A 13,778-nucleotide genomic window follows, 5' to 3' on the forward strand; every position below is an offset into this window, starting at 1 on the left:
TCCCCGCGGCGGCGGAACCGGGAACCGATCTCCGAAGCGGCCGGATCGGGTGCGGCGCCCGAAACCGGCTCGCGGGCTCCTACTAGCATCGACGACGCTCCCCGTGGAGCACATCCACCCCGTGACAGCCCTGGAGGCCGCACCGTGTCCGCACCGCCCGCCCCGCCCGCGTCCGCCCCGATCCGGGTGCCGGCCGGGACGACTGCCGGCGCGCGTGTCCGGGAGGGGGGCCTGCCGACCAGCGGTCCCGAGGCGATCATCGTCGTCCGGGACGCCGACGGGAACCTGCGCGACCTCGCCTGGGCGCCGGACGCCGACACCGACGTCGTCGCGGTCGGCGCGAACACCGACGACGGGCGCAGCGTCATCCGGCACTCGGCGGCGCACGTACTCGCGCAGGCCGTCCAGCAGCTGTTCCCGAAGGCGAAGCTCGGCATCGGCCCGCCGATCACCGACGGCTTCTACTACGACTTCGACGTCGAAGAACCCTTCACCCCCGAGGATCTGAAGAAGATCGAGTCGGCGATGAAGAAGATCGTCAAGGCCGGGCAGCGGTTCAGCCGGCGCCGGTTCGCCGACCGCGACGAGGCCCGTGCCGAGCTGGCCGGTGAGCCGTACAAGCTGGAGCTGGTCGACCTCAAGGGCGGCGCCGACGACGACGGCGAGGTCATGGAGGTCGACTCCTCCGGCGAGCTGACGATCTACGACAACGTGCACGCGCACACCGGCGACACCGTGTGGTCCGACCTGTGCCGCGGGCCGCACCTGCCGACCACGAAGGTCATCCCGGCGTTCACCCTGACCCGCAGCGCCGCCGCGTACTGGCGCGGCGACCAGAACAACGCCCAGCTGCAGCGGATCTACGGCACCGCGTGGGAGTCGCAGGACGCGCTCGACGCCTACCTCGAGCGGATCGCCGAGGCCGAGCGCCGCGACCACCGCCGGCTGGGCAGCGAGCTGGACCTGTTCAGCTTCCCCGACGAGATCGGGTCCGGCCTGCCGGTCTTCCACCCCAAGGGCGGCGTCGTCCGCAAGGAGCTGGAGGACCTCTCCCGCGAGCGGCATGCCGAGGCCGGGTACGAGTTCGTCTACACCCCGCACGCCACCAAGGGCGCGCTGTTCGAGAAGTCCGGGCACCTGGAGTGGTACGCCGACGGCATGTACCCGCCCATGCAGCTCGACGCGGAGTACACCGCCGAGGGCGACCTGAAGCGGCCGGCCGTCGACTACTACCTCAAGCCGATGAACTGCCCGATGCACAACCTGATCTTCGCCTCGCGCGGACGGTCCTACCGCGAGCTGCCGCTGCGGCTGTTCGAGTTCGGCACCGTCTACCGCTACGAGAAGTCCGGCGTCGTGCACGGCCTCACCCGGGCCCGCGGCTTCACCCAGGACGACGCGCACATCTACTGCACCCGCGAGCAGATGCAGGACGAGATCCGCAGCCTGCTCCAGTTCGTGCTCGACCTGCTGCGCGACTACGGGCTCGACGACTTCTACCTGGAGCTCTCCACCCGCAACCCGGAGAAGTCCATCGGCGACGACGCGTCGTGGGCCGAGGCGACCGAGGCGTTGCGCACGGCCGCCGAGGGTTTCGGCCTGGAGCTGCGGGACGACCCGGGCGGCGCCGCGTTCTACGCACCGAAGATCTCGGTGCAGGCGCGCGACGCGATCGGCCGGCACTGGCAGATGTCCACCATCCAGGTCGACCTCATGCTGCCGGACCGCTTCGAGCTGGAGTACACCTCCTCGGACGGCTCCCGGCAGCGCCCGGTGATGATCCACCGCGCGCTGTTCGGCTCGATCGAGCGGTTCTTCGGTGTGCTGACCGAGCACTACGCCGGCGCGTTCCCGGCCTGGCTGGCCCCGGTGCAGGTGGTCGGCATCCCGGTGACCGACGCCCAGGAGGACTACGTCCGCGACATCGCGGCCCGGCTGCGGCGCAAGGGCATCCGGATCGACGTCGACGCCGGCGACGACCGGATGCAGAAGAAGATCCGCACGCACACCCTGCAGAAGGTGCCGTTCCTGCTGCTGGTCGGGGCGCGTGACGTGGAGTCCGGCGCGGTCAGCTTCCGGTTCCGCGACGGCTCGCAGCGCAACGGCGTGCCGGTCGACGACGCCCTCGCGCAGATCGACGCCTGGGTCGCGTCCCGGAGCAACGTCTCGCCGACCGCGGAGAGCTTCGGGCCCGACGCCTAGGATCGGCTCATGGAGCAGGAGTGGATCCCGCAGGAGGGGGTCGGGACGCCCGACGGTTTCGCCCGGCTGTGGACGCCGCACCGGCTCGCGTACATCAAGGGCTCGACGGACGCCGGCTGTCCGTTCTGCCGGATCGCCCGCGGGGAGTCCCTGGAGGAGTCCACCGACCCGGACGCGGACAACCTCGTCGTCGCGCGCGGCGACGAGGTGTTCGCGCTGCTCAACCTGCACCCGTACAACCCGGGGCATCTGATGGTGCTGCCCTACCGGCACGTCGGTGAGCTGGAGGACCTGACCGACTCGGAGGCCGCCGAGCTGATGAACTTCACCCGGCAGGCCGTGGTGACGATGAAGAAGGTCGCCGCCCCGCACGCGTTCAACGTCGGGCTCAATCTCGGGCACCTGGCCGGTGGGTCGCTGGCCGACCATCTGCACCAGCACGTCGTCCCGCGGTGGGGCGGGGACGCCAACTTCATCGCGGTGGTCGGGCAGACCAAGGTCATCCCGCAGCTGCTGGCGGAGACCCGGGATCAGCTGGCTGCCGCTTGGGTGAGCCGACGGCGGGCCGACCCGCACCAGGACTAGGCTTGAGGCGTCCCGTTCGAGAACCTGGAGCGCCCGGCGCACGATGCTGAACATGTTCGCCCGCGGGCACGTCAACCGGCTCACCGACCCGGTCGGCCGCCGCCTGGTCGGACTCGGTATCGGCCCCGACACGGTGACGGTGCTGGGCACCGTCGGCGCCATCGTCTGCTCCGTGGTGTTCCTGCCCGCGGGCTGGCTGGTCCTCGGCGCGGTCCTGGTGACGCTGTTCGTGCTCACCGACCTGATCGACGGTGCCATGGCCAGGGCACTCGGTGGCGGCACCCGGTTCGGCGCGGTGCTCGACTCCACCTGTGACCGGATGGTCGACGGCGCCCTGTTCGGCGCGCTCGCCTGGTGGGCGATGACCGGTGGCGCCGAGCCGGTGGCCGGTGCGGCCGCGCTGGTCTGCCTGGTCGGGGGCCAGATCGTGTCGTATGTGAAGGCGCGCGCCGAGTCGGTCGGGCTGACCGCGGAGGGCGGCTTCGTCGAACGGGCGGAACGGCTGATCCTCGGGCTGCTCGGCGCGTTCGTCTCCGGGCTCGGGGTGCCCTACGCACTGACCGTCGCGTTGCTGGTGCTGGCGGCCGGGACGGTGGTGACCCTGGGCCAGCGGATCATGGCGGTGCGGCGCAGCGCCCGCGAGGCCCCCCGTGTCTGAGCTACCCGGGCGCCTCCACGAGGCCGTCGCGGGAGCCGGCTACACCGCGGGCTGGGCGATCGCCGGAAGGCTGCCCACCGGCGTCGTCGCCCGGGTGTTCGACCTGGGCGCCGATCTCGCCACCCGCCGCAACGGGCCCGGGGTGCAGCGGTTGCGTGCCAACCTGGCCCGGGTCCGGCCGGGCGCGGACCGGGCCGAGCTGGACCTGCTCGTCGGGCGTGCGATGCGCAGCTATGCGCGCTACTGGCGGGAGGCGTTCGCGTTGCCGGCGCTGGATCCGGACGTGCTGCACGCCGCGATGCACCCGCACGCGCACGGCATCGCGGCCTCGCTGGAGCCGCTCGGCCGGGGGCGGGGCGTGCTGTACGCGCTGCCGCACGCCGGGAACTGGGACGTCGCCGGCGTCTATCTGGTCCGCGAGCTGGCCCGGCGCGGGCTCGATCCGGTGATCACGACCGTGGTGCAGCGGCTGCGCCCGGAGTCGCTGTTCCGCCGGTTCCTGGCCTACCGGCGCGCGCTGGGTTTCGAGGTGGTCACCGCCGACGATCCGCGCACCGCGCACCGCGCGCTCACCGCCCGTCTGCGCGCCGGCGGGGTGGTGTGCCTGGTCGCCGACCGGGACCTGTCCGGGCGCGGGATCGACGTGTCGTTCCTCGGGGCCCCGGCCCGGCTCCCGGCCGGACCGGCGCGGCTGGCCCGGATCACCGGCGCCGCACTGCATCCGGCGTACCCGGTGTTCGTCGGGGAGGCCTGGGGGGTGCGGGTCGGCGCGGAGATCCCGGTCCCCGACGAGCGCTCCCGGTGCTCCGACGCGAAGGCGGTCCAGGCACTCGCCGACGCGTTCGGCGAGCTGATCGCCGAGCGCCCGGAGGACTGGCACATGCTGCAGCCGATCGGGGCCGCGGCATGACCGGCGGACTGCGGATCGGGATCGTCTGCCCCTACTCGCTGGACGTCCCGGGCGGGGTGCAGAACCACGTGCTCGACCTGGCCGCGGCGCTGCGGACGCGCGGGCACCGGGTCGAGGTGCTGGCACCCGGCGTGCGGGAGGCCCCGGAGTTCGTCACCCCGCTCGGCCGGGCGGTCGGCGTCCCCTACAACGGCTCCGTCGCCCGGGTCACCTTCGGGCCGCTGACCTACCACCGGGTCCGACGGTGGCTGGCCCGCCACCGGTTCGACGTGCTGCACCTGCACGAGCCCACCACCGTCAGCGTCTCGGTGCTGGCGCTGCTCGCCGCGGGTGGCCCGATCGTGGCCACCTTCCACACCTCCACCGACCGGTCCCGGGCGCTCGCCGCCTTCGGCGGGATGATCCGTCCGCTGATGGAGAAGGTGACGGCCCGGATCGCGGTATCGGCGACCGCCCGGCGGGTCCAGGTCGAGCATCTCGGTGGCGACGCGACCGAGATCCCGAACGGTGTCGATGTCGCCCGGTTCGCCCACGGTCCCGCGCTCGACGAACTCGTCCCCGGCCTGCCGGGCGGCACCCGGATCGGGTTCGTCGGCCGGTTCGACGAGCCGCGCAAGGGCATGCCGGTGCTGCTCGACGCGCTGCGCCGGCTGCTGCCGCGGTACCCGGACCTGCGGCTGCTCGTCGTCGGGCGGGGCGACGGTGTGGCGCTGCGGCGCACCGCCGGGCCGCAGCTCGCCGGGCGGATCGACCTGCTCGGTGCCGTCGACGAGCTGACCAAGGCGGCGGCGCTGCGCGCGACCGACGTCTACTGCGCCCCGCACCGGGGCGGGGAGAGCTTCGGGATGGTGCTCACCGAGGCGATGGCGGCCGGTGCGCCGGTGCTGGCCGGCGACATCGAGCCGTTCCGGGCGGTGCTCGCCGACGGCGCGGGCCGGCTGTTCCGGGCCGGTGACGCGACCGCGCTGGCCACCGAGCTGACCGGGCTGCTCGACGATCCCGCCGCCCGGGACGCGCTCGCCGTCGCCGGGCGGGCCAGGGCCGCGCGCTACGACTGGCCGGTCGTCGCGGCCCAGGTGCTGCGCGTCTACCGGGCGGCGATCGCGGCCGATCCGCGGGCGTCCAGCGGGGGTGCGGCGTGAGCGGCGGTGTGCTCGCGCTCGGCGCGCTGCTGGTGGCCACCGTGGCGGCCCTCACCGTGTGGTGCCTGACACGGGTGCGCAGGCTGCACCGGCTGCACGCCAGGGTGGAAGCCGCCCGGGCCGGGCTCGCCGCGGCACTCGCGCGCCGGGTGCGGATCGCGCTGCAGGTCGCCGAGTCGCTCGACGCACCGCGTGCCGCGTCGCTCGCGGCTGCCGCGACCGCCGCCGGGGCCGGGTCTGCGCCGGCCGCGGACGGCCGGGATCCGGCCGGTACCAGGGAGTCCCGTGAGATGGCGGAGAACGCTCTGACCAGGGAACTCGCCGCGCACGGTGCGGCGGTGCGGGATCCGACGCTCGCCGCGGAGCTCGACGACGCCCAGCAGCTCGTCGTGCTGGCCCGCCGGGTGCACAACGACGCGGTTCGCGACACCCGGGTGCTCAGGTCGCGTCGGATGGTCCGCCGGCTGCACCTGCACGGCACCGCACCGGAGCCCGTGTACTTCGAGATCGTCGATCCGGAACCCGCGGGTTCCCGCGGCCGGGCTGACGTAGGATCGACGCGTCACCGCACCGTCATGTGAGGAGCTCCGATCACCCGTGTCCGCAGCCGATAGCACTCCGGAGAACGCCGGTCCGCAGCACGGCACCGCGCGGGTCAAGCGCGGCATGGCCGAGATGCTCAAGGGCGGTGTGATCATGGACGTGGTCACCCCCGACCAGGCGAAGATCGCCGAGGACGCCGGCGCCGTGGCCGTCATGGCCCTCGAGCGCGTGCCCGCGGACATCCGCGCGAACGGCGGCGTGGCCCGCATGTCCGATCCGGACATGATCGCCGGCATCGTCGAGGCAGTGTCCATCCCGGTGATGGCCAAGGCCCGGATCGGCCACTTCGTCGAGGCTCAGGTCATCCAGTCGCTCGGCGTCGACTACATCGACGAGTCCGAGGTCCTCACCCCGGCCGACGAGGCGCACCACATCGACAAGTGGGCGTTCACCGTGCCGTTCGTGTGCGGTGCGACGAACCTCGGTGAGGCGCTGCGCCGGATCTCCGAGGGTGCCGCGATGATCCGTTCCAAGGGCGAGGCCGGCACCGGCAACGTGGTCGAGGCCACCCGGCACATGCGCTCGATCCGGTCCGAGATCGGCCGGCTCGCCTCGCTCGACGCCGCCGAGCTCTACATCGCGGCCAAGGAGCTGCGGGCCCCGGTCGAGCTGGTCGCCGAGATCGCCCGCACCGGGAAGCTGCCGGTCGTCCTGTTCACCGCGGGCGGCATCGCCACCCCGGCCGACGCGGCGATGATGATGCAGCTCGGCGCCGAGGGCGTCTTCGTCGGGTCGGGCATCTTCAAGTCCGGTGACCCGGCGCTGCGCGCGTCGGCGATCGTGAAGGCCACCACCTTCCACGACGACCCCGACATGATCGCGAAGGTCTCCCGGGGCCTGGGCGAGGCGATGGTCGGGATCAACATCCCGGACATCCCCGAGGACCAGCGCTACGCCTCGCGCGGCTGGTAGTACCGCCCGCAGCAGTTCCGTCGAGCCCCGCCCGGTCCGCCCGGGCGGGGCTCGACGCGTTCCGGGGCCGGCTGCGCCGTGACCCCACGGCCGGGTGACGGGATCGGTCCCCCGGAAGGAGCTTGCGCCCGGCTCCGACACGTTCTGCGGTCACTCGCAGGCGGGGTTGCCTACTCGATGTGGTGACAAAGGTGAGCGTGGTGACTGTGTGGCATTTAGCGTCGTCGGTGAATCACGAGACCGATGGGGCGGAGGAGCCTGATGGGACGCTCTGTGCGAGCCGCGGCGATCGCCGCAGCCATGCTGATCAGCCTGCCGGCTGCGGCGTTCGCCGACACCGGGGCCGCAGCGCAACCGGGCTCGTCCACCGCGGTGGACTGCCCCGCTCCGGCGGGGCCCGGGGTCGGTTCCGGCCCGGACGCGGGAGACGGTGCCGGTGCCGCCGGGACGGGGAAGCCCGGCGGCACCGGAGCCACCGCGGCCGGGGACGAGCCCGGTATGGCGACGCCCGGTGGGGCGGAGGACGACGACCCGGACGGCTCCGGGGGCGGCAGCTCCGGGAGCGCCGGTTCCGGCGATGCCCGGAGCTCCGGCGCCGGCTCCGGCGGCGGCTCGGATGACCCGAGCGGCTCCGGTGACGACGGGGGAGCGGGCGACACCGGACCTTCCGGCGGCCAGGACGACAACGGCCCCGGGGATCCGGCCGACAGCGGCGACCAGGGCGCCGGCAGCGATGATCCGGCGTCCGGTGCCGACGACCCGGGTTCCGGCGGCGGCCAGGGCTCCGGCAGTGACGACCAGAACTCCGGCAGTGACGACCCGGCTCCCGGTGACGACCCGGCTCCCGGTGACGACCCGGCTCCCGGTGACGACCCGGCTCCCGGTGACGACCCGGCTCCCGGTGGCGATCAGGGCTCCGGTGGCGATCAGGGCTCCGGTGGCGATGACTCGGCGTCCGGTGGCGGCGCGACCGATCCTGCCGACTGCGATCCCGCGGCCGACCCGGCCGACCCGGCCGAGGTGACCGCACCGACCGCCCCGCAGTCCCCGGTGGACCCGCAGTCGCCGAGCGAGCCGACCGAGCCGGCTGAGCCGAGCGAGCCGGCCGCCTACGCCGGTGCCGACACCAGCGCGGCGACCGCGCACGGCTGGGGCGAGCCGGACCACGTCGACGAGTTCGACGGCGAGCTCAGCGGCTGGAACATCTACGACGGCCCGGGCCACGCGGGCGAGGGGACCCGCGCACCGGACGCGGTCTCGGTCGACAACGGCATCCTCACCATCGACGGCGACGCCGACGGCACCACCGCCGGCATGGCGTGGACCGGCAACAGCCAGAAGTACGGCCGCTGGGAGGGCCGGGTGCGCGCTCCCGAGTCCGACCCGACCTACAACGCGCTGCTGCTGCTCTGGCCCACGGCCGAGGACTTCCCGGTCGGCGGCGAGATCGACTTCATGGAGATGACCGACCACACCCGTCAGACGACCGAGCTGTTCCTGCACTACGGCGAGGACAACAGCCAGGTGCAGGGCGAGGTCGAGATCGACGGGACGCAGTGGAACAACTGGGCCGTCGAGTGGACCCCGGACAGCGTCGTCGCCTACGTCAACGGCGAGGAGTGGTGGCGGACCGACGACACCTCGATCCTGCCGCCCGGACCGATGCACCTGTGCATCCAGCTCGACTGGTTCCCGAACGGTGACGGCGAGGTGCAGCCGTCGAAGATGGAGGTCGACTGGGTCCGGCAGTACTCGCTGCCCGAGTCGGAGACGGCGTCCGCCGAGGGACTCCTGGACCGGCTGGGGAAGCGGATCACCGAGGGTGTCCGGGACCCGGCGCCGGGGGCGGCGACCCGCGCCCCGAGCGGTGACGTCAGCGGTACTCCATGACCAGGACGGCGGTGGCCCCGGGAGTCAACGCCCGGTAGGCGTGCGGGCGGTCGCCGGGAAAGGTGATGTAGTCACCCGGATCCAGCTCGACCTCCGCACCCTCCGGGCCGGCCAGCCACCGCCCCTGTCCGACGATCATGTGCTCGGCCGTGCCGGGTGAGTGCGCGTGCGCGACCCGCGGCTCACCCGGCTCGCACGTGACGAGGTGCACGTCGCGCCGGGCGCCGGGCGGGCAGGCCGAGAGCAGTGCCGAGGTGAACGGCGAGTCCTCGGAACGGAGCGCAGGCCGGTCGGCCGCCCGAACCACCCGGACCGGCGCGGCCTGCGGCTCCACCAGTGCACTGAACGGCACCTCGACGACGACCGCGATCGCCCACAGCGTCTCCACGCTCGGGTTCCCGGTACCCGCTTCGAGCTGGGACAACGTCGACTTCGCAATCCCGGCGCGGCGGGCCAGCTCGGCGGACGAGATGCCGAGACGGGTCCGTTCACGCCGGATCGCGGCGGCGATGGTCGCTAGGGGCGGCGTTCGGTTCATCGTACGATCCGATCGACTTGACGAACGTGTGGGTTGCTGTTCACTCTAGCGGTCATGCGTTCGACACACCGAACACGCCGCCCGGAGACCGGCGCCGATGTCCGCGATGCCGTGACGGTCGCGGTGGCCGTCGGCGTCGTGGGGGTCTCGTTCGGTGCCCTCGCCCCGGCGGCGGGCCTCTCCCCGGGGATGACGATGGCGATGTCGCTGCTGGTGTTCGCCGGCGGCGCCCAGCTTCTGGTCACCGGTGTGCTGGCGGCCGGCGGCGGGATCTGGGCCGCGGTCGCCGCCGGTCTGGTGCTGAACCTGCGGCACCTCCCGTTCGGCCTGGCGCTGGCCCGGCACCTCGGCAGCGGCTGGTCGCGGGTGCCGGGTGCGCACGTGATCACCGACGAGTCGACGGCCTTCGTGCTGGCCCGGACCGGCGGTACCCCGGGCCGGGCCCGGCGTGCGTTCTGGATCCTCGGTGTCGCGAAGTACGCCTGCTGGCAGCTCGGCACCGCGGGCGGCCTGCTGCTGGGGGCGAGCGTGCCGGACCCGTCCGCGCTCGGGCTGGACGCCGCCTTCCCGGCCGCGCTGCTCGCGATGCTGGTCCCGATGCTGCGCGCGGTCGACGCGCAACGGGTCGCCGCCGCGGCGGCGACGATCGCGCTGGCCTGCGCACCGTTCCTGCCCGCCGGGCTGCCGGTGCTCGCCGGGATGCTCGGCGTCGGCGCCGCCGGACGCCGCGGCGCGGCACAGCCCCCGGACCGTGCCGACGGGCCACCGGGTCCACAGCACCAGGAGCTCGACGGGGCGCAGCCGGTCCAGCGCCCGGACGGTGACCGCCCGGAGCGGGGGAGTGGCTCGTGACCGTCGCCGCGCTGGTCGTCCTCGCCGGCGGCACCTACCTCCTGCGGCTGCTCCCGCTGCTGCTGCACGGCCGGATCACCTTCTCCGACCGGGCGATCCGGCTGACCGAACTGGGTGCTGTTGCCCTGCTGGTCGCACTGGTCGCGACCGGAACCTGGTTCGACGGGGACGGCTTCGCCGGATGGGCCCGCCCGGCCGGGGTGGCCGTGGCCGCGCTGGCGGTGTGGCTGCGGCTCCCGTTCGTGCTGGTGGTGCTGCTCGCCGCCGGGACGACGGCGCTGCTCCGCCTGGCCGGGGTGCCCTGACCGGGCGGGTGCGGGCGGCCGCAGCCGGGCGGGGCGGCAGGCAGCCCCGCACCGCACCGCACCGCGCCACCCGATCCCGCCGGATGCCCGACCCGACCCGACCCGCCGCCGGCGCTGCACGGCGTTCGGAACCACGCCCGGCCCGGCCCCACCGCGCGCGGCCGGGCCGGGACGGCGAGGATCGTCGGCATGCACGTCCTCGTCGTCGGCGCCACCGGCTACATCGGATCACGTCTCGTCCCGCGCCTGCTCGACGAGGTACACGCGGTCCGGGTACTCGTCCGGACCCCCGCCAAGGTGCACGTCCATCCCTGGGCGGACGCGGTCGAGGTGCTGCCCGGCGACGCCCGTGACGCCGCTGCGCTACGGGAGGCCTGCACCGGCGTCGACGCCGTCGTCCATCTCGTGCACGCGATGGACGGCCCCGGCTATGCCGACCGGGACCGCGACGCCGCCCGGGCGTTGGCCGACGGTGCCGCCGCGGCCGGTGTCGCGCGGATCGTCTACCTCGGCGGACTCCAGCCGGACGAGGATGCCGGCACCGTCTCCGGGCACCTGAGCTCGCGTCGGGAGGTCGGGGACATCCTGCTCGACGGCCCGGTCCCGGCCACCGTGCTCCGCGCCGGGATCGTCGTCGGGACCGGCTCGGCGAGCTTCGAGATGATCCGGCACCTGACCGACGTGGCGATGGGCGGGCCGCTGGTGCTGCCGCTGCCGGACCGGCTGTGGAACCGGATCCAGCCGGTCGCGGTGGACGACGTGCTGCACGCCGTCGTCGGCTCCCTCACGTTGCCGCCCGAGGTGGACCGGGCGTTCGACATCGGCGGCCCGGACGTCCTCACCTACCGCTCGCTGATGAGCGAGTACGCCGCCGAGGCCGGTCTGCGCCGGCCGCTGCCGCTACCGGTCCCGGTGTCGGCGCCCCGGCTCACCGCGCGTGCGGTCGCCGCGCTGACCCCGGTCGACCGGGGGCTGGCCCAGCCGCTCGTCGAGTCGATGCGGCACGAACTGGTCTGCGACCCCGCGGACCTGGACGCCCTCGACGCGCTGGTCGGTGCCCCGCCGGGAGGACGCACGTCGTACCGGACGGCGGTCCGCCGGGCGCTGGACGGCACCGGCGCGGCCGGCCCCGGCCCGTCCGACCCGCCCGGGAGCGGCCCAGCCGAGTGGGCGACCACCGACGCGCACGACGTCGACGCACCGGCGCACGCGGTCTGGTCGGTGATCGAGACGCTCGGCGGTGAGCACGGCTGGTACACGGTGCCCGGGGTGGCGACCGTGACCGGATTCCTCGACGTGCTGGCCGGCGGTCAGCTGCCGCGCCGGTGCTCGGACGGCCCACCGCGGCTGCTCGCCGGGGAGCCGCTGGACCGCTGGGTGATCGAGACGGTGGAACCGGGCGAGCGACTGGTGCTGCGTGCCGCCGCGCCGCTGCCCGGTGTCGCCCGGCTCGAGCTGCGGGTCCGTGCCACCGGCCGGCTGACCAGCCGCTACGAGCAGACCGTGCGGTTCACTCCGCGCGGGCTGGCCGGACGTCTGGCCTGGCTGGCCGTGTACCCGACCCAGCGCTTCGTGTTCGCGGTGATGGCGCAGACCCTCACCGGCGTGGCACACACCCGCTACTTGCGAGAGCTGCGCGGCCCGTCCCGGCCGTGACCACCACGGCCGCCCACGCGCCGGGCCCCGCCGCACACCCGTCGATCCGGCCGCACGCACGTCGCCCCCGCGAGACGTGTGTCGGGTCCGCCGCGCTCCGGCGCCCCGCCGCACGCACGTGGGGCACCGCCGCACGCGCGTCCGCCCCGGTTCGCACCCCTTGACCCCGGCTCGCACCCGCTGCAGCAGGTGTGGACCGGGGTCAAGGGGTGCGAACCGGGCGCGGGCTCAGGCCTGGGCCGCCGCCTCCCGGGCGTTCGCGACCTGCTCGGCGCGGTCCTCGGCGGCGATCCGGGTCAGCTCGGCACCGGCCTCGGGATCGCGGGTGAGGTTGTCGCCGGACTCCGGGTCGAAGACGTGGATCTTGCGCGCGTCCAGCCAGAACTCGGCGTCGCGGCCCTCCCGGATCCGGCTGGTCGAGTCGATCGACACGATCGCCTGGGTACGCAGCTGGTCGGAGTCGAGCTCGCGGGAGAGCTCCTTGAGCTTGGCGTCCACCTCGGCCGGGGCCTCGTACGGGATGTAGGCGAACTGCGAGTCACCGAGCCACTCGGTGACGTCGACCCGCGCGGTGAACGTCGAGCCGAGCGACTTCTTCGCCTCGTCGACCAGCGAGGCGTCCTCGAAGTACTCCGGCCGGATCCCGACGAGCACCAGCTCGCGGCCCTTCACCTGCTCGGCGCGGGTCGCGTCGAGCCCGATCGTCCCGAACGGGGTCTCCAGCCCGTCGGCGGTGACGGTCGCGGGCAGGAAGTTCATCGGGGGCGAGCCGATGAACCCGGCGACGAACAGGTTGACCGGCTGCTCGTAGAGCTCGCGCGGCGACGCGACCTGCTGGATGACGCCCTTGCGCAGCACACAGACCCGGTCGCCGAGGGTCATCGCCTCGGTCTGGTCGTGCGTGACGTAGACGGTGGTGATGCCCAGCCGGCGCTGCAGCCGGGCGATCTCGGTGCGCATCTGGCCGCGCAGCTTGGCGTCGAGGTTCGACAGCGGCTCGTCGAACAGGAACGCGTCGGCGTCGCGGACGATCGCCCGGCCCATCGCGACCCGCTGCCGCTGGCCACCCGACAGGTTCGCCGGCTTGCGCTGCAGGTGCTCGTCGAGCTCCAGCACCTTCGACGCGTCGTTGACCTTGCGCCGTACCTCGTCCTCGGGGGTCTTGGCCAGGCGCAGCGGGAAGGCGATGTTCTCGAACACCGACAGGTGCGGGTAGAGCGCGTAGTTCTGGAACACCATCGACAGGTTTCGGTCGCGGGGGGCCTTCTCGTTGACCCGGGTCCCGCCGATCACCATGTCGCCGGAGGTGATGTCCTCCAGGCCGACGATCATCCGGAGCAGGGTCGACTTCCCGCAGCCGGACGGGCCGACGAGGATCATGAACTCGCCGTCGGCGATGTCCATGCTCACGTCGTTGACCGCGGGGTAGCCGTCGCCGTACTTCTTGACGATGTTCTTCATCTCGATCGACGCCATGTCCGATCGTTTCCTTTCACGAAGGGGGCGGACGGGGCAGCGCTGATGT

At 73.7% G+C, this 13,778-nt stretch carries 13 protein-coding genes; 11 read left to right on the forward strand and 2 right to left on the reverse strand.

Going from position 1 to position 13,778, the window contains the following annotated elements; translation table 11 throughout:
• The first annotated feature begins 144 nt into the window (after positions 1–144).
• The 8 genes from thrS (at position 145) to Pdca_RS15150 (ending at position 8,902) form a co-directional block, all read left to right on the forward strand.
• Complete coding sequence (gene thrS / locus Pdca_RS15110; RefSeq protein WP_085912091.1) at positions 145–2,202, forward strand: threonine--tRNA ligase; 2,058 nt, start codon at positions 145–147, stop codon at positions 2,200–2,202.
• A gap of 9 nt (positions 2,203–2,211) precedes the next feature.
• Positions 2,212–2,787 carry an HIT family protein gene (locus Pdca_RS15115; RefSeq protein WP_085912090.1) on the forward strand — a complete coding sequence of 192 codons (576 nt, stop codon included), beginning with the start codon at positions 2,212–2,214 and terminating at the stop codon, positions 2,785–2,787.
• Between the two features lie 43 nt (positions 2,788–2,830).
• The gene (pgsA, locus tag Pdca_RS15120) at positions 2,831–3,445 is read left to right on the forward strand and encodes a phosphatidylinositol phosphate synthase (protein WP_085912089.1); all 615 of its coding nucleotides are present in this window, start codon (positions 2,831–2,833) and stop codon (positions 3,443–3,445) included.
• The gene (locus Pdca_RS15125; RefSeq protein WP_085912088.1) at positions 3,438–4,355 is read left to right on the forward strand and encodes a phosphatidylinositol mannoside acyltransferase; all 918 of its coding nucleotides are present in this window, start codon (positions 3,438–3,440) and stop codon (positions 4,353–4,355) included. Before pgsA ends, Pdca_RS15125 begins: the two co-directional genes overlap by 8 nt.
• 8 nt (positions 4,356–4,363) lie before the next feature.
• Complete coding sequence (locus tag Pdca_RS15130; protein ID WP_085912185.1) at positions 4,364–5,497, forward strand: glycosyltransferase family 4 protein; 1,134 nt, start codon at positions 4,364–4,366, stop codon at positions 5,495–5,497.
• Positions 5,494–6,078 carry an NUDIX hydrolase gene (locus Pdca_RS35590; protein WP_158092109.1) on the forward strand — a complete coding sequence of 195 codons (585 nt, stop codon included), beginning with the start codon at positions 5,494–5,496 and terminating at the stop codon, positions 6,076–6,078. Before Pdca_RS15130 ends, Pdca_RS35590 begins: the two co-directional genes overlap by 4 nt.
• 16 nt (positions 6,079–6,094) lie before the next feature.
• Entirely contained in the window at positions 6,095–7,012 is a 918-nt protein-coding gene (pdxS, locus tag Pdca_RS15145) for a pyridoxal 5'-phosphate synthase lyase subunit PdxS (protein ID WP_085912087.1), read from the forward strand.
• Positions 7,013–7,273: 261 nt separating this feature from the next.
• A complete protein-coding gene (locus Pdca_RS15150; protein WP_125911422.1) occupies positions 7,274–8,902 on the forward strand; it encodes a family 16 glycosylhydrolase in 1,629 nt (542 codons plus the stop codon).
• Here the strand turns inward: Pdca_RS15150 and Pdca_RS15155 are convergent.
• Positions 8,886–9,440, reverse strand: coding sequence for a helix-turn-helix domain-containing protein (locus Pdca_RS15155; RefSeq protein WP_085912085.1), 555 nt, complete (start codon positions 9,438–9,440; stop codon positions 8,886–8,888). The two genes, Pdca_RS15150 and Pdca_RS15155, sit on opposite strands and share 17 nt — an antisense overlap.
• Positions 9,441–9,494: 54 nt before the next feature.
• Here Pdca_RS15155 and Pdca_RS15160 point away from each other — a divergent pair, with 54 nt between their 5' ends.
• The 3 genes from Pdca_RS15160 to Pdca_RS15170 all read left to right on the forward strand — a co-directional run bounded on the left by Pdca_RS15160 (position 9,495) and on the right by Pdca_RS15170 (position 12,253).
• On the forward strand, positions 9,495–10,292 hold the full coding sequence (locus Pdca_RS15160; RefSeq protein ID WP_085912084.1) for an AzlC family ABC transporter permease: 798 nt from the start codon (positions 9,495–9,497) through the stop codon (positions 10,290–10,292).
• The gene (locus tag Pdca_RS15165; RefSeq protein WP_085912083.1) at positions 10,289–10,597 is read left to right on the forward strand and encodes an AzlD domain-containing protein; all 309 of its coding nucleotides are present in this window, start codon (positions 10,289–10,291) and stop codon (positions 10,595–10,597) included. Before Pdca_RS15160 ends, Pdca_RS15165 begins: the two co-directional genes overlap by 4 nt.
• A 189-nt stretch (positions 10,598–10,786) precedes the next feature.
• Complete coding sequence (locus tag Pdca_RS15170; protein ID WP_085912082.1) at positions 10,787–12,253, forward strand: DUF2867 domain-containing protein; 1,467 nt, start codon at positions 10,787–10,789, stop codon at positions 12,251–12,253.
• Positions 12,254–12,481: 228 nt separating this feature from the next.
• Here Pdca_RS15170 and Pdca_RS15175 read toward each other — a convergent pair whose 3' ends face one another.
• Positions 12,482–13,729 carry an ABC transporter ATP-binding protein gene (locus Pdca_RS15175; protein WP_085912081.1) on the reverse strand — a complete coding sequence of 416 codons (1,248 nt, stop codon included), beginning with the start codon at positions 13,727–13,729 and terminating at the stop codon, positions 12,482–12,484.
• Positions 13,730–13,778 lie beyond the last annotated feature (49 nt).

The sequence above is a fragment of the Pseudonocardia autotrophica genome (assembly GCF_003945385.1).
GTDB lineage: Bacteria > Actinomycetota > Actinomycetes > Mycobacteriales > Pseudonocardiaceae > Pseudonocardia > Pseudonocardia autotrophica.

Bases quoted from the DNA above. Each gene is read 5' to 3' on its own strand.
- Pdca_RS15150 (WP_125911422.1), top strand. From the start codon at position 7,274: ATGGGACGCTCTGTGCGAGCCGCGGCGATCGCCGCAGCCATGCTGATC.
- Pdca_RS15175 (WP_085912081.1), bottom strand. From the start codon at position 13,729: ATGGCGTCGATCGAGATGAAGAACATCGTCAAGAAGTACGGCGACGGC.
- Pdca_RS15160 (WP_085912084.1), top strand. From the start codon at position 9,495: ATGCGTTCGACACACCGAACACGCCGCCCGGAGACCGGCGCCGATGTC.
- Pdca_RS15115 (WP_085912090.1), top strand. From the start codon at position 2,212: ATGGAGCAGGAGTGGATCCCGCAGGAGGGGGTCGGGACGCCCGACGGT.
- Pdca_RS15170 (WP_085912082.1), top strand. From the start codon at position 10,787: ATGCACGTCCTCGTCGTCGGCGCCACCGGCTACATCGGATCACGTCTC.
- pgsA (WP_085912089.1), top strand. From the start codon at position 2,831: ATGCTGAACATGTTCGCCCGCGGGCACGTCAACCGGCTCACCGACCCG.
- Pdca_RS15155 (WP_085912085.1), bottom strand. From the start codon at position 9,440: ATGAACCGAACGCCGCCCCTAGCGACCATCGCCGCCGCGATCCGGCGT.